26 protein-coding genes are annotated in these 21535 nt (G+C 70.0%); 2 read left to right on the forward strand and 24 right to left on the reverse strand.

Annotated features, from left to right (window positions below):
- Positions 1–469 precede the first annotated feature (469 nt).
- Positions 470–1987 carry an NAD(P)H-hydrate dehydratase gene (locus ACFC0B_RS14375; protein WP_376086131.1) on the reverse strand — a complete coding sequence of 506 codons (1518 nt, stop codon included), beginning with the start codon at positions 1985–1987 and terminating at the stop codon, positions 470–472.
- Positions 1988–2157: 170 nt separating this feature from the next.
- On the opposite strand from ACFC0B_RS14375, the gene ACFC0B_RS14380 reads away from it, so the two are divergent.
- Positions 2158–2715: a Uma2 family endonuclease gene (locus ACFC0B_RS14380; protein WP_376086132.1), complete on the forward strand. Its 558-nt coding sequence runs from the start codon at positions 2158–2160 to the stop codon at positions 2713–2715.
- A 42-nt stretch (positions 2716–2757) separates the two neighbouring features.
- Here the strand turns inward: ACFC0B_RS14380 and glmS are convergent, their stop codons facing one another.
- Positions 2758–4614, reverse strand: coding sequence for a glutamine--fructose-6-phosphate transaminase (isomerizing) (gene glmS / locus ACFC0B_RS14385; protein WP_376086133.1), 1857 nt, complete (start codon positions 4612–4614; stop codon positions 2758–2760).
- Positions 4615–4713: 99 nt separating this feature from the next.
- Here glmS and coaA point away from each other — a divergent pair, with 99 nt between their 5' ends.
- Complete coding sequence (coaA, locus tag ACFC0B_RS14390; RefSeq protein WP_376086134.1) at positions 4714–5709, forward strand: type I pantothenate kinase; 996 nt, start codon at positions 4714–4716, stop codon at positions 5707–5709.
- A gap of 62 nt (positions 5710–5771) precedes the next feature.
- Here coaA and glmM read toward each other — a convergent pair whose 3' ends face one another.
- The 22 genes from glmM to ACFC0B_RS14500 form a co-directional block, all read right to left on the reverse strand.
- The gene (gene glmM / locus ACFC0B_RS14395; RefSeq protein ID WP_376086135.1) at positions 5772–7136 is read right to left on the reverse strand and encodes a phosphoglucosamine mutase; all 1365 of its coding nucleotides are present in this window, start codon (positions 7134–7136) and stop codon (positions 5772–5774) included.
- A gap of 170 nt (positions 7137–7306) precedes the next feature.
- Positions 7307–7810 carry a 30S ribosomal protein S9 gene (gene rpsI / locus ACFC0B_RS14400; protein WP_376086137.1) on the reverse strand — a complete coding sequence of 168 codons (504 nt, stop codon included), beginning with the start codon at positions 7808–7810 and terminating at the stop codon, positions 7307–7309.
- 46 nt (positions 7811–7856) lie between these two features.
- Complete coding sequence (gene rplM, locus ACFC0B_RS14405; protein ID WP_030055846.1) at positions 7857–8300, reverse strand: 50S ribosomal protein L13; 444 nt, start codon at positions 8298–8300, stop codon at positions 7857–7859.
- A 223-nt stretch (positions 8301–8523) separates the two neighbouring features.
- Positions 8524–10197 carry an ABC-F family ATP-binding cassette domain-containing protein gene (locus ACFC0B_RS14410; protein WP_376086139.1) on the reverse strand — a complete coding sequence of 558 codons (1674 nt, stop codon included), beginning with the start codon at positions 10195–10197 and terminating at the stop codon, positions 8524–8526.
- A 41-nt stretch (positions 10198–10238) separates the two neighbouring features.
- Positions 10239–11195 carry a tRNA pseudouridine(38-40) synthase TruA gene (gene truA / locus ACFC0B_RS14415; RefSeq protein ID WP_376086141.1) on the reverse strand — a complete coding sequence of 319 codons (957 nt, stop codon included), beginning with the start codon at positions 11193–11195 and terminating at the stop codon, positions 10239–10241.
- A gap of 80 nt (positions 11196–11275) precedes the next feature.
- The gene (gene rplQ / locus ACFC0B_RS14420) at positions 11276–11758 is read right to left on the reverse strand and encodes a 50S ribosomal protein L17 (RefSeq protein WP_376086143.1); all 483 of its coding nucleotides are present in this window, start codon (positions 11756–11758) and stop codon (positions 11276–11278) included.
- 127 nt (positions 11759–11885) lie between these two features.
- Positions 11886–12908, reverse strand: coding sequence for a DNA-directed RNA polymerase subunit alpha (locus ACFC0B_RS14425; RefSeq protein ID WP_030055844.1), 1023 nt, complete (start codon positions 12906–12908; stop codon positions 11886–11888).
- Positions 12909–13070: 162 nt separating this feature from the next.
- On the reverse strand, positions 13071–13478 hold the full coding sequence (gene rpsK, locus ACFC0B_RS14430; protein WP_014136257.1) for a 30S ribosomal protein S11: 408 nt from the start codon (positions 13476–13478) through the stop codon (positions 13071–13073).
- 72 nt (positions 13479–13550) lie between these two features.
- Positions 13551–13931, reverse strand: coding sequence for a 30S ribosomal protein S13 (gene rpsM / locus ACFC0B_RS14435; protein WP_030300422.1), 381 nt, complete (start codon positions 13929–13931; stop codon positions 13551–13553).
- A gap of 173 nt (positions 13932–14104) precedes the next feature.
- Positions 14105–14218, reverse strand: coding sequence for a 50S ribosomal protein L36 (rpmJ, locus tag ACFC0B_RS14440; RefSeq protein ID WP_003956441.1), 114 nt, complete (start codon positions 14216–14218; stop codon positions 14105–14107).
- A 32-nt stretch (positions 14219–14250) separates the two neighbouring features.
- Entirely contained in the window at positions 14251–14472 is a 222-nt protein-coding gene (gene infA / locus ACFC0B_RS14445; protein WP_003956442.1) for a translation initiation factor IF-1, read from the reverse strand.
- A gap of 173 nt (positions 14473–14645) precedes the next feature.
- On the reverse strand, positions 14646–15071 hold the full coding sequence (gene mscL, locus ACFC0B_RS14450; RefSeq protein ID WP_376086145.1) for a large conductance mechanosensitive channel protein MscL: 426 nt from the start codon (positions 15069–15071) through the stop codon (positions 14646–14648).
- Positions 15072–15199: 128 nt separating this feature from the next.
- Entirely contained in the window at positions 15200–16039 is an 840-nt protein-coding gene (map, locus tag ACFC0B_RS14455; protein WP_376086147.1) for a type I methionyl aminopeptidase, read from the reverse strand.
- Between the two features lie 83 nt (positions 16040–16122).
- Positions 16123–16776, reverse strand: coding sequence for an adenylate kinase (locus tag ACFC0B_RS14460; protein WP_376086149.1), 654 nt, complete (start codon positions 16774–16776; stop codon positions 16123–16125).
- The gene (secY, locus tag ACFC0B_RS14465) at positions 16776–18086 is read right to left on the reverse strand and encodes a preprotein translocase subunit SecY (protein WP_376086151.1); all 1311 of its coding nucleotides are present in this window, start codon (positions 18084–18086) and stop codon (positions 16776–16778) included. The genes ACFC0B_RS14460 and secY overlap by 1 nt, the downstream gene beginning before the upstream one ends.
- A 329-nt stretch (positions 18087–18415) precedes the next feature.
- On the reverse strand, positions 18416–18868 hold the full coding sequence (gene rplO / locus ACFC0B_RS14470; protein ID WP_376086152.1) for a 50S ribosomal protein L15: 453 nt from the start codon (positions 18866–18868) through the stop codon (positions 18416–18418).
- 2 nt (positions 18869–18870) lie between these two features.
- Entirely contained in the window at positions 18871–19053 is a 183-nt protein-coding gene (rpmD, locus tag ACFC0B_RS14475; protein ID WP_030055835.1) for a 50S ribosomal protein L30, read from the reverse strand.
- Positions 19053–19676: a 30S ribosomal protein S5 gene (gene rpsE / locus ACFC0B_RS14480; protein WP_344338017.1), complete on the reverse strand. Its 624-nt coding sequence runs from the start codon at positions 19674–19676 to the stop codon at positions 19053–19055. Before rpsE ends, rpmD begins: the two co-directional genes overlap by 1 nt.
- 48 nt (positions 19677–19724) lie before the next feature.
- The gene (gene rplR, locus ACFC0B_RS14485) at positions 19725–20108 is read right to left on the reverse strand and encodes a 50S ribosomal protein L18 (protein ID WP_344338019.1); all 384 of its coding nucleotides are present in this window, start codon (positions 20106–20108) and stop codon (positions 19725–19727) included.
- A gap of 3 nt (positions 20109–20111) precedes the next feature.
- Positions 20112–20651 carry a 50S ribosomal protein L6 gene (gene rplF / locus ACFC0B_RS14490; RefSeq protein ID WP_030393304.1) on the reverse strand — a complete coding sequence of 180 codons (540 nt, stop codon included), beginning with the start codon at positions 20649–20651 and terminating at the stop codon, positions 20112–20114.
- 22 nt (positions 20652–20673) lie between these two features.
- Positions 20674–21081, reverse strand: coding sequence for a 30S ribosomal protein S8 (rpsH, locus tag ACFC0B_RS14495; RefSeq protein WP_030055831.1), 408 nt, complete (start codon positions 21079–21081; stop codon positions 20674–20676).
- Positions 21082–21349: 268 nt separating this feature from the next.
- Complete coding sequence (locus tag ACFC0B_RS14500; RefSeq protein ID WP_030393303.1) at positions 21350–21535, reverse strand: type Z 30S ribosomal protein S14; 186 nt, start codon at positions 21533–21535, stop codon at positions 21350–21352.

Raw genomic sequence — 21535 nt, forward strand, 5'->3', positions numbered from 1 at the left:
CCATCAAACCCCCTCCCTCCTAAAACCCTTTTTTTGTGTGGTGTGTGGGTATTTTTTTTTTTTAAAACACCCCCCCCCCCGGCACCACCCTAAATATCCCCCCGGGACACTATCGGCCCCCCGGGTGTGGTATGCGGCCCTGGCCCACTCCCCACTCCACAGGGCCCGCCACCGCTCACCGTCCTCGGGTGCCGCGCGGCCCCATGCCGCCCCAAGCCGCCCCAAGCCGCTCCGTGCCGCCCCGGTCACCCTCCCGCCCCGGGCAGCGCCCCGGCCGGAGCGGAAAGTCGGCGGGTCCGACTTCCCACTCCACACAGCCGCGGCCGCACGCCGCCCGCGATGGCGGCGCGCGGCGGAATATGCAGACCGGTCTACCGATTCAGCCCGGGGCGCGCCGCCCGCGCGGGAGCAGGAAGTCGGCCGGGCCGACTTCCTGCTCCCGGGAGTCTGTAGACCGGTCTGCATATTCCTAGGCGCCCGGCTCCGGCTCCGCCGCGGCGGAGCGGACGTCGTTCCAGGCGGCGGAGAGGGCGGCCGCCACCTCCAGGGCGGTGACGGGCGCGCCGGGCGCGCCGGCGACGTGGCGGGCGGCGAGACCGTGCAGGTAGGCGGCCACCGAGGCCGCGTCCAGCGGGGAGCGGCCCGCGGCGAGCAGCGAGCCCGCCAGGCCGGCCAGGACGTCCCCGCTGCCCGCCGTCGCCAGCCAGGAGGTGCCGGTCGGATTCACCCGTACGGCGCCGCCCGGATCGGCGACCACCGTGGTCGAGCCCTTCAGCAGCACCGTCGCCCGGTACGCCGCCGCGAGCCGCCGCGCCGTGCCCAGCCGGGCGGCCGCCAGCTCGTCGGCGGCCGGCGGCCGGGCGTCCGCACCGTCCTTGCCGTCCGCCGCCCCGGCGAGCAGCCGGGCCGCCTCCCCCGTGTGCGGGGTGAGCAGCGTCGGCGCCGTCCGCCCCGCCAGCGCACCCGGCCCGAGCCGGGCCAGCTCGGTCAGCCCGTCCGCGTCGACCAGCACCGGCACATCGGCGGCCAGCGCCTCGGCGAGCGCCCGCTCGGCCCCCTCGCCGCCGCCCGGCCCGACCACCCACGCCTGCACCCGCCCCGCCCCGGCCGGCCCGCCCTCGGTGACCAGCGCCTCCGGGAACCGCCGCACCACCTCCTCGGCCGCCGTCCCGACGTACCGCACCGCGCCCGCGCCACCGCGCAGCGCCCCGGCGACCGCGAGCAGCGCCGCCCCCGGGTAGCGGGCCGACCCGGCCGCCACCCCGACCACCCCGCGCCGGTACTTGTCGCTCTCCGCCCCCGGCACCGGCAGCAGCCCGGCCACGTCCGCGTGCTGCAGCGCCGCGACCTCGGCCTCCGGCAGCTCCAGCCCGATCCCCACCAACTGCACCGCCCCGGCGTACGAGGCACCCGGATCGATCAGCAGCCCGGGCTTGTACGTGCCGAAGCAGACCGTCACATCCGCCCGCAGCGCCGCACCCGCGACCTCACCGGTGTCCGCGTCCACCCCGCTGGGCACGTCGACGGCCACCACCACCCCCGCACGCCCCGCACGCGCGTACGGCTGCGCCTCCGGCCGCAGTCCGCCCTTCCCGCCGATGCCGACGATGCCGTCCAGCACCAGGTCCGCGCGCGAGAAGTCGGCCAGCCCGACTTCCTGCTCCAGCACCACCCGCCCGCCGGCCGCCCGCAGCGCCGCCAGCCCCGCGGCGTGCGCCCGCGAGGGGGCGAGCAGCACCGCCGACACCCGCGCCCCGCGCCGCGCCAGCGCCGCACCGGCGTACAGCGCGTCGCCCCCGTTGTCCCCGCTGCCCGCCAGCACCACCACCCGGCCGCCGTACACCCGCCCACGACGGCGGGTCAGCAGCCGCGCACAGGTCGCGGCGAGCCCGACGGCGGCCCGCTGCATCAGCGTCCCCTCGGGGAGCCGGGCCATCAGCGCGGCCTCGGCGGCACGAACGACTTCGACGCGATGGGCGTGGCGCATGCGGGGACTCCTTCAGCGGTCGGCTACCGCCGACGCTAGCCCGCGTCACCGGCCCGCGGGAGCCTGGCCTGCGGCACACTTTCGAGTGACAACCACTTCGATCCCCCGCCGGTGTCGGTCCGGATGCCTACCGTGTGGCTCGGCACGGACCCACAGGAGGGAGAAGGGCCATGGTCGCCATGCCGGCAGTCGAGCACCCGTTGGGCGAGGACAGCCTCCTCCAGGCGTTCCTGGAGCTGGACACCCCGTTGGGTAGCAAGGCCGAATTCATCGAAGGAGAGATCGTCGTGACGCCGCCACCGGACGGACAGCACGAGGGCGCCGTCTCGAAGCTCGCCAAACAGTTCTTTCGGAGTGCTGCGATCGATCTGGATGTCGCAGGCGTCAAGGGCCTGATCACTCCCAACGGCCGGTTCATCCCTGATGGCACAGTCGTCCCGGCCGACCAATTCGACCATATGGATTCCTGGGCCTCGGCGGGAGACGTCCTACTCGTCTTCGAGGTCACCTCCATCAACCCGCACAAGGACCGCGAGCCCAAGCGCAGGGGCTACGCCGCTGCGGGAATCCCCTGCTATCTGCTGATCGACCGCAGCGAAGGCACGGTCACCCTGTTCACCAACCCCGAGGAGGACGACTACATCACCCAGAGCAAGGTCGAGTTCGGCAAGTCGATCGACCTGCCCGCGCCGTTCTCGTTCACGCTCGACACGGCGCCCCTGCGGTAGGACGCAGCCACCGCAGGGGCACCGGGACGGAGCGGGACGGGACTACTCGACGGTGACCGACTTCGCGAGGTTGCGGGGCTGGTCGACCTCGTGGCCCTTGGCCGTGGCGAGCTCGCAGGCGAAGACCTGGAGCGGCACGGTGGAGACCAGCGGCTGGAGCAGGGTCGGCGTGACCGGGATGCGGATCAGGTGGTCGGCGTAGGGGACGACCGCCTCGTCGCCCTCCTCCGCGATCACGATGGTCCGCGCACCGCGGGCCCGGATCTCCTGGATGTTGGAGACGATCTTGTCGTGCAGGATCGAGCGCCCGCGCGGCGACGGCACGACGACCACGACCGGCAGACCCTCCTCGATCAGCGCGATCGGCCCGTGCTTGAGCTCGCCGGCCGCGAAGCCCTCGGCGTGCATGTAGGCGAGCTCCTTGAGCTTGAGCGCGCCCTCCAGGGCCACCGGGAAGCCGACGTGCCGGCCCAGGAACAGCACCGAGCGCGCGTCCGCCAGGGAGCGGGCCAGCTCGCGCACCGGCTCCATGGTCTCCAGCACCTGCTCGACCTGCTTCGGCGCGTCGCCGAGCTCCTTGATGACGGCGAGGATCTCGTCGCCCCACTTGGTGCCGCGCACCTGGCCCAGGTACAGCGCCACCAGGTAGCAGGCGACCAGCTGGGTCAGGAACGCCTTGGTGGAGGCGACGGCCACCTCCGGGCCGGCGTGGGTGTACAGCACCGCGTCCGACTCGCGCGGGATGGTCGAGCCGTTGGTGTTGCAGATCGCCAGCACCTTGGCGCCCTGCTCGCGCGCGTGCCGCAGCGCCATCAGGGTGTCCATGGTCTCGCCGGACTGCGAGATGGCGATGACCAGCGTGCCCGGCCCCATGATCGGGTCGCGGTAGCGGAACTCGGAGGCGACCTCCACCTCGCACGGGATCCGGGTCCAGTGCTCGATCGCGTACTTGGCGATCATGCCGGCGTGGAACGCGGTGCCGCAGGCGACGATGACGACCTTGTCGACCGAGCGCAGGTCTGCGTCGGAGATCCGCAGCTCGTCGAGGGTGAGCCGGCCGTCGGTGCCGATCCGGCCGAGGAGGGTGTCGGCGACGGCCTTCGGCTGCTCGGCGATCTCCTTGAGCATGAAGTAGTCGTAGCCGCCCTTCTCGGCGGCCGAGGCGTCCCAGTCGACGTGGTACTCGCGCACGTCGGCCTCGGTGCCGTCGAAGTTGGTGACGGTCACCCCGTCCCGGCGCAGCTCGACGACCTGGTCCTGGCCCAGCTCGATCGCCTCGCGGGTGTGCGCGATGAACGCGGCCACGTCGGAGGCGAGGAAGTTCTCGCCCTCGCCGCGCCCGACCACCAGCGGCGAGTTGCGGCGGGCGCCGACCACCACGTCGGGCGCGTCGGCGTGCACCGCGACGAGGGTGAACGCACCGTCGAGGCGGCGGCAGACGACGCGCATGGCCTCGGCCAGGTCGCCCTCGTACACCTCGCCGAGCAGGTGCGCGACGACCTCGGTGTCGGTCTCCGAGCGCAGCGTGTGGCCGCGCTCGGCCAGCTCGGCCCGGAGCTGGGCGAAGTTCTCGATGATGCCGTTGTGGACGACCGCCACCCGGGCGGCGTCGTCCAGATGGGGGTGGGCATTGGCGTCCGTCGGGCCGCCGTGGGTGGCCCAGCGGGTGTGGCCGATGCCGGTGGTGCCGCCGGGAAGAGGGGTCTCGGCGAGCGACTTCTCCAGGTTCGCGAGCTTGCCGGCCCGCTTGTCGGTGGCCAGGCTCCACTGCCCGTCGGAGCCCTGCACCTGCACCGCGACACCGGCCGAGTCGTAACCCCGGTACTCCAGTCGCTGCAGGCCTGCGATTACTACGTCAAGGGCGGGCTGGGCGCCCACGTATCCAACAATTCCGCACATGCGTGCCAGCATAAGGGCGCTCCGAACACCCCATTCGCACGGTTCGCCCGCAGGCCGTGACCGACACCACAACCACCCCGAACGGCGCTACGGCTCACAATGGAGCATGTGCTGACCGAACTCTGTACGCGGGGCGACACCACGCCCGGCCCGTCACCGTCCCCTTACGTTGACCTGAGCCGTGCCGAGTGGAGCGCGCTGCGCGAGCGTACGCCGCTGCCGCTGACCGCCGAGGAGGTGGAACGGCTGCGCGGTCTCGGCACCGCCCTCGACCTCGACGAGGTCCGGGACGTCTACCTGCCGCTCTCCCGGCTGCTGAACCTCTACATCCACGCCACGCACGAGCTGCGCGGCGCCCTGGGCACCTTCCTGGACACCCCGGACACCGAGCGCACCCGCACGCCGTTCATCATCGGCGTGGCCGGCTCGGTCGCGGTCGGCAAGTCCACCACCGCCCGCCTGCTGCAGGCGCTGCTGGCCCGCTGGCCGGAGCACCCCCGGGTCGAGCTGGTCACCACCGACGGCTTCCTGCTGCCCAACGCCGAACTGCGCCGGCGCGGCCTGATGGCGCGCAAGGGCTTCCCCGAGTCCTACGACCGCCGGGCGCTGATGCGCTTCGTCGCCGACGTGAAGGCCGGCAAGGACCGGGTCACCGCGCCGGTCTACTCGCACCTGGTGTACGACATCGTGCCGGAGCAGCGGCTCACCGTGGAGCGCCCGGACATCCTCATCGTCGAGGGCCTGAACGTGCTCCAGCCGGCCCTGCCCGGCACCGACGGCCGCACCCGCCTGGCGGTGGCCGACTACTTCGACTTCTCCATCTACGTCGACGCCCGCACCGACGACATCGAGAGCTGGTACCTGGACCGGTTCCGCAAGCTGCGCCGGACCGCCTTCCAGGACCCGAACTCGTACTTCCGCCGCTTCACCGAGGTGCCGGAGGAGGAGGCGATGGAGTACGGCCGCCAGGTCTGGCGCACCATCAACCGGCCCAACCTGCTGGAGAACGTGCTGCCGACCCGCGGCCGGGCCACCCTGATCCTGCAGAAGGGCGCGGACCACAAGGTCCGCCGGGCGCTGCTGCGCAAGCTCTGAGCGGACGACGGGAAGGCCCCCGCCGCGCGTGCGCGGCGGGGGCCCGACCGTTGCGGGACCGGTCAGCCCAGGTAGGTGCGGACCGCCGCGGCCAGCGTCTCCGCGACGGACTGCGCCTGCACCTCGTCGGCCGCCTCGACCATCACCCGGACGAGCGGCTCGGTGCCCGACGGGCGCAGCAGGACCCGGCCGGTGGCACCCAGCTCGGCCTCGGCCGCGGCGACCGCGGCGGACAGCTCCTCGCAGGTCCCGACCCGGGCCTTGTCGACGCCCTTGACGTTGATCAGCACCTGCGGCAGCCGGGTCATCACGGCGGCCAGGTCGGCCAGCGGCTGCTTGGTCGCCGCCAGCCGGGCGCCCAGCATCAGGCCGGTCAGCGTGCCGTCGCCGGTGGTCGCGTGGTCCAGCAGGATGACGTGGCCGGACTGCTCGCCGCCCAGCGCGAAGCCGTGCTCCTTCATCGCCTCCAGCACGTAGCGGTCGCCGACGGCGGTCTCGACGAGGTCGACGCCCTCGCGCTCCATGGCGAGCTTGAAGCCCAGGTTGGACATCACGGTGGCGACCGCGGTGTTCCGGCGCAGCGTGCCGGCCTCCTTCATGGCGACGGCCAGGATCGCGATGATCTGGTCGCCGTCGACCTCGTTGCCCTCCGCGTCGGCGGCCAGGCAGCGGTCGGCGTCGCCGTCCAGGGCGATGCCGAGGTCGGCCGCGTGCTCGCGCATGGCGACGCGCAGCCGGTCCAGGTGGGTGGAGCCGACGCCGTCGTTGATGTTGAGGCCGGTGGGCTCGGCGCCCAGGGTGTGCACGACCTCGGCGCCGGCCCGGGCGAAGGCCTCGGGGGCGACGTAGGCGGCCGCGCCGTGCGCGCCGTCGATGACGACGCGGATGCCGTCCAGGCGGTTGGGCAGCACGCCGATGAGGTGGGCGACGTACTTGTCGAAGCCCTCGGTGTACTCGCGGACCCGGCCGACGGCCGCGCCGGTCGGACGGTTCCAGTCCTCGCCGCCCGCCGCGTGCTTGCGGTAGTGGGCCTCGACGGCGTCCTCGATCCGGTCGTCCAGCTTGTGGCCGCCGCGGGCGAGGAACTTGATGCCGTTGTCCGGCATGGCGTTGTGGCTGGCGGAGAGCATCACGCCGAAGTCGGCGCCGAGCGCGCCGGTGAGGTACGCCACCGCGGGGGTGGGCAGCACGCCGACCCTCAGGACGTCGACACCCGCGCTGGCCAGGCCGGCGATGACCGCGGCCTCCAGGAACTCGCCCGAGGCACGCGGATCGCGGCCGACCACCGCGACCGGCCGGTGGCCGTCGAAGGCCCCCGCCTCACCGAGCACGTGCGCCGCCGCGACCGACAGGCCGAGCGCCAGCTCCGCCGTCAGTCCCTCGTTGGCCACACCGCGCACGCCGTCCGTACCGAAGAGTCGTCCCACTGTCCCGTCCTCCATCGCCGCAATGCCTTGCAGTGAATCCGATCGAATCCCCGGGCTCCGCACAATGGCCGGGGAACACAACGCCCCGGAGTACACGGGGTACTCCGGGGCGTGTAGAGCGCATCCGGGGGCGTGCACCACCAGGGCGGTACGCACCCCCGGGGGCACAATTAGCGCTTGCTGTACTGCGGCGCCTTGCGGGCCTTCTTCAGACCGGCCTTCTTGCGCTCGACGGCGCGGGCGTCACGGGTCAGGAAGCCGGCCTTCTTGAGGGCGCCGCGGTTGTTGTCCACGTCGGCCTCGTTCAGGGCACGGGCCACGCCGAGGCGCAGCGCGTAGGCCTGGCCGGACACGCCGCCGCCGGTGATGCGGGCGACGACGTCGTAACGGCCGTCAAGCTCCAGGAGCTTGAAGGGCTCGTTGACGGTCTGCTGGTGCACCTTGTTGGGGAAGTAGTTCTCCAGGGTGCGACCGTTGATCTTCCACTGCCCGGTGCCCGGGACGATGCGCACGCGGGCGATCGCCTCCTTGCGACGGCCGAGGCCGGCGCCGGGGACGGCCTCGCCGAAGCGGCCGGCCAGGGACTCGGAGGTGTAGCTCTCCTCGGAGGTGTACTCGCCCTCGACGACGTTCTCGTCGAAGTCGACCTCAAGGGTTTCGGTGGTCTCGGCCACGGTGTTCCTCAGCTCTTTTCAGTGATGGGGGGCTTGGTGGCCGGAATTACTGCGCGACCTGGGTGATCTCGAACGGCACCGGCTGCTGGGCAGCGTGCGGGTGCTGGTCGCCCGAGTAGACCTTCAGCTTGGAGAGCATCTGACGGCCCAGGCTGTTCTTGGGGATCATGCCCTTGATGGCCTTCTCGACGGCCTTCTCCGGGTTGTTGGCCAGGAGGTCGTCGTAGCGGACCGAGCGGAGACCGCCCGGGAAGCCGCTGTGGCGGTACGCCAGCTTCTGGGTCTTCTTGTTACCCGACAGGTGCACCTTGTCCGCGTTGATGATGATGACGAAGTCACCAGTGTCAACGTGCGGCGCGTAGATCGCCTTGTGCTTGCCCCGGAGGAGGTTGGCGGCCTGGGAGGCCAGGCGGCCGAGCACGACGTCGGTCGCGTCGATGACGTGCCACTGACGCTGGACGTCGCCGGGCTTGGGGCTGTACGTACGCACGGTCGTAGCCTTCGCTTTTCAGTGAGTGAGTCCTGACAGGAGCACCTGGAGGAGGGATCAGCCTGGCCGCCTTGGACGCAATTCAAGGGGGAGCCGCTGGTCATCGACCCGATGTCTCCGGCGTACCGACCTCTCACGTGAGATAGAGCGAGCCAATACGCACATCAAGCGCCCAGGTTACCGGGAGGCGGGGGGACGGTCAAAATCGCCCGACGATCCGCCCTCAGCGGTCCCGTTCGACCCGGGTGACGTCCCAGACCGGCTCGGCGGACTCGTAGACCCGGCCGTCGGCCCCGAACACCAGGAAGCGGTCGAAGGTCTTCGCGAACCAGCGGTCGTGCGTCACGCACATCACGGTGCCGTCGAAGGCCTCCAGGCCGGCCTGCAGCGCCTCGGCGCTCTCCAGGTCCAGGTTGTCGGTCGGCTCGTCGAGCAGCAGCGCGGTGACGCCGGACAGCTCCAGCTTGAGGATCATCAGCCGGGCCTGCTGCCCGCCGGAGAGCGACTCGAACTTCTGCTCCTCCTGCCGGTCCAGCTCGTAGCGGCGCAGCGCGCCCATCGCGGCGCCGCGGCTGAGCGCGTGCTCCTCCTCGATGATCGAGCGGACCGTGCGGCCGAGCAGCTCCGGGTGGGCGTGGGTCTGCCGGAAGTGGCCGGGAACCACCCGGGCGCCGAGCTTCCAGCCGCCGGTGTGGGCGACCGTGTCGTCGCCGGCGAGCAGCCGCAGCAGGTGCGACTTGCCGGCGCCGTTCGCCCCGAGCACGCCGATCCGCTCGCCGTAGAAGACCTCCAGGTCGAAGGGCTGCATCAGGCCGGTGAGCTCCAGCCGCTCCATGGTGAACGCCCGTACGCCGGTGCGCCCGCCCTTGAGCCGCATGGTGATGCTCTGCTCGCGCGGCGGCGCCTCCGGCGGGCCGGCGTCCTCGAACTTCTTGAGCCTGGTCTGCGCGGCCGAGTAGCGGGAGGCCATGTCGTGGCTGACCGAGGCGGCCTGGCGCAGGGTGACGACCAGCTTCTTGAGCTTGGCGTGCTCCTCGTCCCAGCGGCGGCGCAGCTCCTCGAACCGCTCGAAGCGGGCCTTGCGGGCCTCGTGGAAGGAGTCGAAGCCGCCGCCGTGCACCCAGACGCTGGAACCGGCCGCGCCGGACTCGACGCTGATGATCTTCTCGGCGGTGCGGGAGAGCAGCTCGCGGTCGTGCGAGATGAACAGCACGGTCTTCGGGGTGGCCTTGATGGCCTCCTCCAGCCAGCGCTTGCCCGGGACGTCCAGGTAGTTGTCCGGCTCGTCGAGGAGCAGCACCTCCTCGGGGCCGCGCAGCAGCGCCTCCAGGACGAGCCGCTTCTGCTCGCCGCCGGAGAGCGTGTTCAGACCGCGCCACTGGGCCTTGTCGAAGGCCACGCCGAGGGCCGCCACGGTGCAGACGTCCCAGTCGGTCTCGTAGTCGTAGCCGCCGACGTCGGCCCAGTCGGAGAGCGCCTGGGCGTACGCCATCTGGGTCTTCTCGTCGTCCTGGGCGATCATCGCCAGCTCGGCGGCGTCGACCGCGCGGGCGGCCTTGGCGATCCGCTCGGGGGCGACCGAGACCAGCAGGTCGCGCACCGAGGCGTCGGCGGGCAGCGGGGCCGGGCCCTGCCGGTCCTCGTCCGGCTGCTTGCCCTCGCGGCCGGTGGTGCCGACGAACTGGCGCATCACGCCGAGCCCGCCGCTGATCGTCACCGAGCCGCCGTGCGGCTGGAGGTCGCCCGCGATCATGCGCAGCAGGGTGGTCTTGCCGGCGCCGTTGGCGCCCACCAGCGCGACCGCCGCGCCCTCCCCCACCCGGAAGGACGCGTCGTCGAACAGCACCCGCCCGTCCGGCAGGTAGTACTCCAGGTGCGAAATCTCGACGTGTCCCATGGGGGCGATTGTCCCAAGCCGCCGCCCCGGACCAAAACCGATTAATCGACGGCCGGCTCCGGACCGCCGACGGGGGCGGCGGCGGGACCGCCGACGGGGGCGGCGCCCGGCAGGGTGCGCATCCGGCGGGCGGCCCGGCTGCGCTCGGCGAGCCGGTCGTCCGCCGGGTAGCCGACCTCCTCCAGCGTCAGCCCGTACGGCCGGATCACGTTGACGGCGGAGTTGCGCACGCCGCCGGCCAGCACCTCGCCGGGGAACTCCACCGGCCGGTGGCCGTCGCCGACCAGCAGCATCGCGCCGACCAGCGCCCGCACCATGTTGTGGCAGAAGGCGTCGGCCCGGACGGTGGCGACCGCGAGCGAGCCCTCCTGGGCGGCGTAGGCGTCGACCGGGACGCGGTCCCAGCGCAGCTCCAGCAGGGTGCGGATGGTGGTCGCGCCCTCGCGCTTCTTGCAGTACGCGGCGAAGTCGTGCTCGCCGAGCAGCAGCCGCGCGGCGGCGTTCATCCTCTCCAGGTCGAGCGGCCGGTCGTGCCAGAGCACGTGGCCGCGCAGCAGCGGGTCGACGCCGCCGGGGTGGTCGGCGACCCGGTAGGCGTACCGGCGCCAGATCGCCGAGAAGCGGGCGTCGAAGCCGGCCGGGGCCTCGGCCGCCCGGTAGATCCGGACGTCGCCGGGCAGCCGCCCGGCCAGCCGGCGGAGCAGCTTCTCGCCGTGCTGGGCCCAGAGCTCGGCCGGCAGGTCGACGTGGGCGACCTGGCCGCGGGCGTGCACGCCGGCGTCGGTGCGCCCGGCCACGGTGAGCGGGAAGAGCTCGGAGCTGCGGGTGACGACCTGCAGGGCGGTCTCGATCTCCTCCTGGACCGTCCGCCGGCCGCCCTTCTGGCGGGCCCAGCCCGAGAAGTCGGCGCCGTGGTAGGCGAGGTCGAGCCGGATCCGGACGTACCCGTCCGCCGGGCCGTCCTTGACCGGCGGCCGCTCGGCGCAATCGTTGACCACTGCTCTCCACTCCCTGGACATGAGGAACGGGCCCGCTCCCCCACGGATGGGGAAGCGGGCCCGCGGCACACCTAACGGTGTCAGGCCTGCTCGGCGGCCTCGGCCTCGTCGGCCTTGGCCTCGGTGGCCTCGACCTTGGCGTCGGCCTCCTTGACGGCACGCTTGGTGGCGGCCTCGGCCTCGCCGACGGCGGTCTGCGCGACGGTCAGCGCCTCGACCAGCTCGATCACGGCCATCGGGGCGTTGTCGCCACGACGGGGACCGATCTTGGTGATGCGGGTGTAGCCACCCGGGCGGTTCTCGTAGCGCGGCGCGATCTCGGTGAAGAGGGTGTGCAGCACCGAGATGTCGGTGATGGTCTTGCGCACCAGGCGACGGTTGTGGATGTCGCCCTTCTTCGCCTTGGTGATCAGCTTCTCCGCCAGCGGGCGCAGGCGGCGGGCCTTGGCCTCGGTGGTGGTGATGCGGCCGTACTGGAACAGCTCACGGGCCAGACCGGCGAGCAGCAGGGGCTCGTGGTGCGGGCCGCCGCCGAGGCGGGCACCCTTGGTGGGACGCGGCATGGAATGACTCCTCGTATCTCCGACTGCGGCCGTACCAGGTACCGCAGCGGGCGTACGGGCACGGTGCCCGCACGGCTTTCACGACGGCGGGGGCGGTTCCGGGGAACCGCCCCCGCGGTCAAGTCTTTCAGTACTGCTCGGTCTCCGCGTAACCCGCGTCGTCCAGGTCGTCGGCGCCGAAGGCGTCGGCGGCGGCGGTCGGGTCGAACCCGGGCGGGCTGTCCTTGAGGGCCAGGCCCATGCCGGCCAGCTTCGCCTTGACCTCGTCGATCGACTTCGCACCGAAGTTGCGGATGTCGAGCAGGTCGGCCTCGGAGCGGGCGACGAGCTCACCCACGGTGTGGATGCCCTCGCGCTTGAGGCAGTTGTAGGAGCGGACGGTGAGCTCCAGCTCCTCGATCGGCAGCGCCAGGTCGGCGGCCAGGGCGGCGTCCGTCGGGGACGGGCCCATGTCGATGCCCTCGGCGTCGATGTTCAGCTCGCGGGCGAGGCCGAACAGCTCCACCAGGGTCTTGCCGGCCGAGGCCATGGCGTCGCGCGGACGCATGGCGGGCTTGGTCTCGACGTCGACGATCAGCTTGTCGAAGTCGGTCCGCTGCTCGACACGGGTGGCCTCGACCTTGTAGGTGACCTTCAGCACGGGGCTGTAGATCGAGTCGACCGGGATGCGGCCGATCTCCTGGCCGGAGGCCTTGTTCTGCACGGCGGAGACGTAGCCGCGACCGCGCTCGACGGTCAGCTCCATCTCCAGCTTGCCCTTGCCGTTCAGCGTGGCGAGGACCAGCTCGGGGTTGTGCACCTCGACACCGGCCGGCGGCGCGATGTCGGCGGCGGTGACCACACCCGGGCCCTGCTTGCGCAGGTACATCACGACCGGCTCGTCGTGCTCCGAGGAGACGACCAGCTGCTTGATGTTGAGGATGAGGTCGGTGACGTCCTCCTTGACGCCCGGCACGGTGGTGAACTCGTGCAGGACGCCGTCGATGCGGATGCTGGTGACAGCGGCACCCGGGATCGACGACAGGAGCGTGCGACGCAGAGAGTTGCCGAGGGTGTAGCCGAAGCCCGGCTCCAGCGGCTCGATCACGAACCGCGAGCGGAACTCGTCGACGACCTCTTCGGTCAGCGAGGGACGCTGAGCGATCAGCATGTTTTCAGATCCTCCAGTGATCTTCGGCACCCACTATTTGATGCCGAACAGAACCAGCGTACGGGGTCCCGCGCGCAGCGACGAATCAACCGAGCGGGACCCCGTACGAGGTTTACAGCAGAACCAGCGTGCCCGACGGCCTCCCCGGAAGGAGGCTACGGGTCAGACGCGGCGGCGCTTCGGCGGACGGCAGCCGTTGTGCGGGGTGGGGGTGACGTCCTGGATCGAGCCGACCTCCAGGCCGGTGGCCTGGAGCGAGCGGATCGCGGTCTCGCGGCCGGAGCCCGGACCCTTCACGAAGACGTCGACCTTGCGCATGCCGTGCTCCTGCGCGCGACGGGCAGCGGCCTCGGCGGCCATCTGCGCGGCGAACGGGGTGGACTTGCGCGAGCCCTTGAAGCCGACGTGGCCGGCGGAGGCCCAGGAGATCACGTTGCCCGACGGGTCGGTGATCGAAACGATGGTGTTGTTGAACGTGCTCTTGATGTGCGCGTGGCCGTGAGCGACGTTCTTCTTTTCCTTGCGGCGGATCTTCTTCGCGCCGGCAGCCTGACGACCCTTGGGGGGCATAAGTCTGTTCTCCTACTGAGGTGGTCGGTCCGCTGACCCGCGGGCCGGAGGGATGTCCGGTTACGGGACGGACTACTTCTTGCCCGGCTTCTTCTTACCGGCGATCGCGCGACGCGGGCCCTTGCGGGTACGCGCGTTGGTGTGGGTGCGCTGGCCGCGGACCGGCAGGCCCCGGCGGTGACGCAGACCCTCGTAGCAGCCGATCTCGACCTTGCGGCGGATGTCGGCGGCCACCTCGCGGCGGAGGTCACCCTCGACCGTGAAGTTGGCGTCGATGTACTGGCTCAGCTTGACCAGGTCGTCCTCGGCGATGTCGCGAACGCGGACATCCGGGTTGACGCCGGTCTCGGCGAGGGTCTGCTGGGCGCGGGTACGGCCGATGCCGTACACGTAGGTGAGGGCGATCTCGATCCGCTTCTCACGGGGGAGATCAACGCCGGCGAGGCGTGCCATTCATGGCTCCTGTGGTTCTTCAGAGGTCTGGCGTGCCACCTACTCCGACACCTCACGGTGAGGGAGCCCCGGCCTCTGACCGGGGGCGGCAGTCCGTCCCTGGGACGGATCGGGTGGCCCGCTTATGACGTTGTCGCGTCGCGCGAAGTACTACGAGAAATGCTGGGGAGAGATCAGCCCTGGCGCTGCTTGTGGCGCAGGTTGTCGCAGATCACCATGACCCGGCCGTGACGGCGGATCACCTTGCACTTGTCGCAGATCTTCTTGACGCTCGGCTTGACCTTCATGTTCAGGTTCTCCGGGTCTAGATCTGACGTTCTTACTTGTAGCGGTAGACGATCCGGCCGCGCGTGAGGTCGTAGGGGCTGAGCTCCACCACGACCCGGTCGTCCGGCAGGATACGGATGTAGTGCATGCGCATCTTGCCACTGATGTGCGCGAGGACCTTGTGACCGTTCTGCAGCTCGACCTTGAACATCGCGTTCGGAAGAGACTCGATCACGGTGCCCTCGATCTCAATGGCGCCTTGCTTCTTAGCCATGAACTGCGAGATCCACCTTCCGGGACCGGCTACCGTATGCGGAACGCTCGTGCGAACCTGGGTCCACCCCGACCCCGACGAGGGGGAAGAGGGCGTGCTGGAGCACGCTACGAGTGAGCCGACGGTCCATCCTACGCCAGCGCGCAGGATGGACCAAAACGGGGGGCACCCGATCAGCGGGCCGCCGGGGCGGCCAGCGGATCGACGTGCGCGGTGCAGGCCGAGCAGCGCCGGGCGGCCTCGGGGATCTCGGTCAGGCACTCGGGGCAGGGGCGCTTCGGGGTCTTCGGCTTCTTCGGCATGTAGCGCGCGGTGGCCTTGGTCACCGGCAGCACGACGCAGAAGTACAGCACGGCCGCGGTCATCAGGAACGCGATCAGCACGTTGAGGAACTGCCCGTACGGGAAGGTCACGCCGGCGATCGTCGCCTTGTAGGAGCCGAAGTCGCCCGCGGCGCCGACCACCACGCCCACCAGCGGGGTGAGGAAGGCGGAGACGAAGCCGGTGACCACCGCGGTGAACGCGGCGCCGATCACCACACCGACCGCCATGTCGACGACGTTGCCGCGCATCATGAAGTCGCGGAATCCCTTGAACACTTCTTCTCCTCGCTCGAAGCCACTGCCGGCGCATAAAAATAGGACAAAAGCCCTGGAAGTCCAAACCCCCAGGGCCCTGATCCCTTGTCAGCAGCGGAAGTTGGCTGCTCCGAGCGGTTGTGGCGGAATCACGCCAGCGGGTCCGGCGCGGCCGTCACACCCAGCTTGGCGAGCATCTCCTTGCCGCCGTCGAAGGCCGTCAGCACCACCGGGCCCTGCTCGGTGACGGCCACCGAGTGCTCCCAGTGCGAGGCCCAGGTGCCGTCGTTGGTGACGACGGTCCAGTCGTCCTCCAGCACGGCGGTGTGCGGGGTGCCCAGCGAGACCATCGGCTCGATCGCCAGGACGGTGCCCGGGATCAGCTTCGGGCCCTTGCCGCGGCCGCGCTCGACGTAGTTCAGCACGTGCGGCTCCATGTGCATCGCGGTGCCGATGCCGTGGCCGCCGTAGCCCTCGGTGATGCCCCACTTGCCCTTGGGCGGCAGCGGCTGGCGGCGGATGAAGCCCTCGATCGCCTTGGAGACGTCGACCAGGCGGTTGCCCTTCTTCATCTGGGCGATGCCGGCCCACATCGAGCCCTCGGTGACCCGGCTCAGCATCTCCACCTCGGGGGCCACCTCGCCGACCGCGACGGTGATCGCCGCGTCGCCGTGCCAGCCGTCCAGGATCGCGCCGCAGTCGATCGAGATGAGGTCGCCCTCCTGCAGCACCCGCTCCCCGGGGATGCCGTGCACGACCTCGTTGTTCACCGAGGCGCAGATCACGCCCGGGAACCAGAGGCCGCCGTGGTGGGCCCGGAAGTTCGAGGTGGCGCCGTGGTCGGTGATGACCTTGTCGGCGATGTCGTTGAGCTCCTGGGTGGTGATTCCCGGGGCGACCGCCTCGCGGCACGCCTTGAGCGCCTCGGCGACGACCAGCCCGGCCGCTCGCATCTTCGCGATCTGCTCGGGGGTCTTGATCTCCACCATCTGGTCACGCCTTCCTTGGGTTCCCGCCCGGTCCTTGCCGCGCGGCCGTGCACTCGTTCCACCGTACGTCCGTCGCCGAAAAATCAGCCGTCCTGCTTCAGCGCCTCGATCGCGCGCCGGGTGACCTCGTCGACCTTGCCGAGGGCCGGGATCGTCGCGATCAGGCCCTGCTGGCGGTAGTAGTCGATGATCGGCTCGGTCTCCGTGTGGTAGACCTCCAGCCGGGTCCGCACCTTGTCCTCGGTGTCGTCCGAGCGCTGGTACAGCTCGCCGCCGCACTCGTCGCAGACGCCCTCGGCCTTCGGCGGGTTGTAGTCCACGTGGAACACGTGGCCGCCGTCGTTGCGGCAGAGCCGTCGGCCGGCGATCCGGCGGACGACCTCGTCCTCGGGGACCTCCAGGTCGAGCACGCCGTCGAGCTTGATGCCCTGCTCGGCGAGGAACTCGTCCAGCGCCTTGGCCTGGCCCAGGTTGCGCGGGAAGCCGTCCAGCAGGAAGCCGTTGGCGGCGTCCTCCTGGAGCATCCGGTCCTTGGCCATCCCGATCGTGACCTCGTCGGGCACCAGGCGGCCCGCGTCCATGTAGCTCTTGGCCTCGACACCCAGCGGGGTGCCCTGGCCGATGTTGGCGCGGAACAGGTCGCCGGTGGAGATGTGGGGGATGGACAGGGTCTTGGCGAGGAGGTGCGCCTGAGTACCCTTCCCGGCCCCGGGGGGTCCGACGAGGACGATACGCATCAGCGGAGGAACCCTTCGTAATTGCGCTGCTGGAGCTGGCTCTCGATCTGCTTCACAGTTTCGAGTCCGACGCCGACGACGATGAGCACGCTGGTGCCGCCGAACGGGAAGTTGGTCTGCTGTCCGAAGGCGACCAGGGCGATCATCGGGATCAACGCGATCAGGCCCAGGTAGAGCGAACCCGGCCACGTGATGCGGGTGAGCACGTAGTTCAGGTACTCGGCCGTCGGGCGGCCGGCCCGGATACCCGGGATGAACCCACCATACTTCTTCATGTTGTCGGCAACTTCTTCGGGGTTGAAGGAGATGGCGACGTAGAAGAACGCGAAGAAGACGATCAGCAGGAAGTAGGTGGCCATGTAGATGGGGTGGTCACCGCGCACGAAGTGCTGGTTGATCCACACCGCCCAGCCGGCCTGGCTGTTGGTCAGCTGGACCACCAGGGCCGGGATGTACAGCAGCGACGAGGCGAAGATGACCGGGATGACACCGGCCTGGTTCACCTTGAGCGGGATGTAGGTCGAGGTGCCGCCGAAGGCCCGCCGTCCGATCATCCGCTTCGCGTACTGGACCGGGATCCGGCGCTGGGCCTGCTCGACGAAGATGACGAGCATCACAACGATGACGCCGATCGCGATGACCGAGAGGAACTCGACCCAGCCGCCGCCGATGGTGCCCGACTGCTTGATCGCCCACATCGAGGTGGGGAACTGGGCGGCGATCGAGGTGAAGATCAGCAGCGACATGCCGTTGCCGATGCCGCGGTCGGTGATCAGCTCACCCAGCCACATGATCACCGTGGTGCCGGCGGTCATGGTCAGGACCATCACGGCGATCCGGAACACGCCGGTGTCCGGCACGATCTGGTTGGCGTAGACGCAGCCCGAGAACAGGGCGCCGCTGGACGCGGTCGCCACGATGCCGGTGCCCTGGAGCACCGCCAGCGCGATCGTCAGGTACCGGGTGTACTGCGTGATCTTCGCCTGGCCGGACTGCCCCTCCTTCTTGAGCGCCTCGAGTCGCGGGATCACGACGGTGAGGAGCTGGAGGATGATGCTCGCCGTGATGTACGGCATGATGCCGAGGGCGAAGATCGTCAGCTGGAGCAGCGCCCCGCCGGAGAACAGGTTCACCAGCCCGAACAGGCCGTTGTTCTTGGTCTCCTTGATGCAGGCGTGAACCGCCTCGAAGTCGACCCCTGGTACGGGAACGTGCGAGCCCAGCCGGAACAGCACCATGATGCCCAGCGTGAACAGCAGCTTCTTGCGCAGGTCGGGCGTCTGGAACGCCCGCGCGAACGCACTGAGCACGGTGCCTCCTGCGCCTCCCGCACGTCGTCGGCGGGAGGGTCGGTCCTGAATGGGGAGTTTGCGGTTCGGGCTCCGATACAGACGGCACAGGCGAGCCTATGCGCAGCCTACAAGGGAACTCCACGGACTCTAACAGTGCACGGCCGCTCGAAAGAAGCGCGTACCGCCGCTCCCCCACTCACGGGGTACGGGATGCCCGGTTTTGCCACACAAAAGAACGAGGGCACGGTCATCACCACGCGGACACCCGTGCCCCGGAAAGGGCCGGAAATGGCGCGAGCCCCGCGCCTCCCAGAAGGAGACGCGGGGCTCGCGGGATGTCAGCGGGCTCAGACGAGCTCGGTGACGGTGCCGCCGGCGGCGGTGATCTTCTCGGCGGCCGAGCCGGAGACGGCGTCCACCGTCACCTGCAGGGCAACCGAGATCTCGCCGGTGCCGAGCACCTTGACGAGGGAGTTCTTGCGAACCGCGCCCTTGGCGACCAGGTCCTCGACCGTGACCTCTCCACCCTGCGGGTAGAGCTCGGCCAGCTTGTCGAGGTTGACGACCTGGAACGTGATCTTGAACGGGTTCTTGAAGCCCTTCAGCTTCGGCAGACGCATGTGGAGCGGCATCTGGCCACCCTCGAAGCGCTGCGGAACCTGGTAGCGGGCCTTGGTGCCCTTGGTACCACGACCAGCGGTCTTACCCTTGGACGCCTCACCACGACCCACGCGGATCTTGTCGGTCTTGGCACCCGGGGCGGGCCGCAGGTTGTGGATCTTGATCGGGTTGTCGCCCATGATCAGTCCACCTCCTCAACCGTCACCAGGTGACGGACCGTGTGGGCCATCCCGCGGATCTCGGGACGGTCCTCCTTCACCACGACGTCGTGCATGCGCTTGAGGCCAAGCGAGCGCAGGGTGTCACGGTGGTTCTGCTTGCTGCCGATGTACGACTTGGTCTGCGTGATCTTCAGGCGAGCCATCAGGCACTCACCCCGGCAGCAGCCCGAGCCCGCAGAAGACCGGCCGGAGCCACGTCCTCGAGCGGCAGGCCACGGCGGGCCGCGACCTCCTCGGGACGCTGGATCTGCTTCAGCGCGGCAACCGTGGCGTGCACGATGTTGATCGCGTTGTCCGAGCCGAGCGACTTCGACAGGATGTCGTGAACGCCGGCGCACTCCAGGACGGCACGCACCGGGCCACCGGCGATAACACCGGTACCGGGGGCGGCGGGCTTCAGCAGCACGACGCCGGCGGCCTTCTCGCCCTGAACGGGGTGCGCGATGGTGCCCTGGATACGGGGAACCTTGAAGAAGTTCTTCTTGGCCTCCTCAACGCCCTTGGCGATGGCGGCCGGAACCTCCTTCGCCTTCCCGTAACCGACACCCACGGTGCCGTCACCGTCGCCCACCACGACCAGCGCGGTGAAGCTGAAACGACGACCACCCTTGACAACCTTGGCGACGCGGTTGATCGCGACGACGCGCTCGACGTAAGCGGTCTTCTCGACGGCGGGGGCGTTGCCCCGGTCGTCACGCTTACGGTCGCGCCGCTCGCCACCGGTGCCGCCGCCGGCGCCGCTACCGCGGCGCTGGGGTCCAGCCATTGGAATTACCTCTCTCGATTACGTCCGCCGACAGAGTCGACGAGCGGCTTAGAAGTCGAGCCCGGCCTCGCGGGCCGCGTCCGCCAGGGCGGCGATGCGGCCGGCGTACCGGTTGCCCGCGCGGTCGAAGACGACCGACTCGATGCCGGCGGCCTTGGCGCGCTCGGCGACCAGGCTCCCGACCTTCTTGGCCAGCTCGGTCTTGTCGCCCTCGGCGCCCTTGATGGACACGTCGAGGGTGGACGCCGACGCCAGGGTGTGACCCTTGGCGTCGTCGATGACCTGGGCGACCATGTGACGGTTCGAGCGCGTCACGACGAGGCGCGGACGCACCTCGCTGCCGACGATGCGCTTGCGAACGCGGATCGCGCGGCGCTTGCGAGCGGCGCTCTTGTAGGCGTTGCCCTTGCCGATCTTGACAGAGACACTCATCGCTTACTTACCACTCTTTCCGACCTTGCGGCGGATAACCTCGCCCGCGTACTTGACGCCCTTGGCCTTGTACGGGTCGGGCTTGCGCAGCTTGCGGATCTTCGCGGCGACCTCGCCGACCTTCTGCTTGTCGATGCCGTCCACGTGGAACTTGGTGGCCGACTCGACGACGAAGGAGATGCCCTCCGGCGCCTCGACGAGGATCGGGTGGCTGTAGCCCAGCTGGAACTCCATGTCGGAGCCCTTCGCCAGAACTCGGTAGCCGACACCGCTGATCTCCAGCGACTTGCGGTAGCCCGCGGTCACGCCGGTGATCATGTTCGCCACCAGCGTGCGGGTCAGGCCGTGCAGGGCCTTCGACTGACGCTCGTCGTTGGGGCGGGTGACAGCCAGAATGCCGTCCTCGCCCTTGCCGATCTCGATCGGCGCGGCGACGACGTGGGTGAGGGAGCCCTTCGGGCCCTTCACCGAGACCGTCTGGCCATCGATGGTGACGTCCACGCCAGCGGGGACCTGGATGGGCAGCCGTCCAATGCGCGACATTGCTGTACCTCCGTTTCCCGAATTACCAGACGTAGGCGAGAACTTCTCCGCCTACGCCCTTCTTGGCGGCCTGCTTGTCGGTCAGGAGGCCGGAGGACGTGGAGATGATCGCCACGCCCAGGCCGCCGAGAACCTTCGGCAGGTTGGTGGACTTTGCGTAAACGCGCAGACCCGGCTTGCTGATGCGCTTGATGCCGGCGATGGAGCGCTCACGGTTGGGGCCGAACTTGAGCTCGATGGTCAGCTTCTTGCCGACCTCGCCCTCGACGGGCTCCTCAACCTTGTAGGAGGAGATGTACCCCTCCTGCTGCAGGATCTCGGCGACGTGCGCCTTGATCTTGCTGGCCGGCATCGCCACGGAGTCGTGGTACGCCGAGTTCGCGTTACGCAGACGCGTGAGCATGTCTGCGATGGGGTCGGTCATGGTCATGATGGCCTCAGGCCTCTCTCGCCGCGGTTTCTCCGCGCCAGGTCCCCCTTCCGCACTCTTTCGAGTTCGTCAGGGGCACAAGCGCAGGGGACCTGCGACGTCGTAAGACTGGGTGCGAGCCCTCCCGCAAGAGGGCCACAGGCGTCCATGGGGAAGCCGTGGCAGGGGGCCCGACCCCACTACCTTACGGGAATCCGTACGGCAGGCCCAAAACGGGCCGGTGTGGGATCGGGCACCTCTGCTTCGCTGTGTGCCCGGAGTACCTGGATTACCAGGAGCTCTTGGTCACGCCCGGCAGCTCGCCACGGTGCGCCATCTCACGGAGGCACACACGGCAGAGGCCGAACTTGCGGTACACCGAGTGCGGACGGCCGCACCGCTGGCACCGGGTGTAGGCCCGGACGCCGAACTTCGGCTTCCGCTCGGCCTTCGCGATGAGGGACTTCTTCGCCAT

Origin of the sequence: Kitasatospora sp. NPDC056184 (assembly GCF_042268405.1) — a bacterium.
Taxonomy (GTDB): Bacteria; Actinomycetota; Actinomycetes; order Streptomycetales; family Streptomycetaceae; genus Kitasatospora.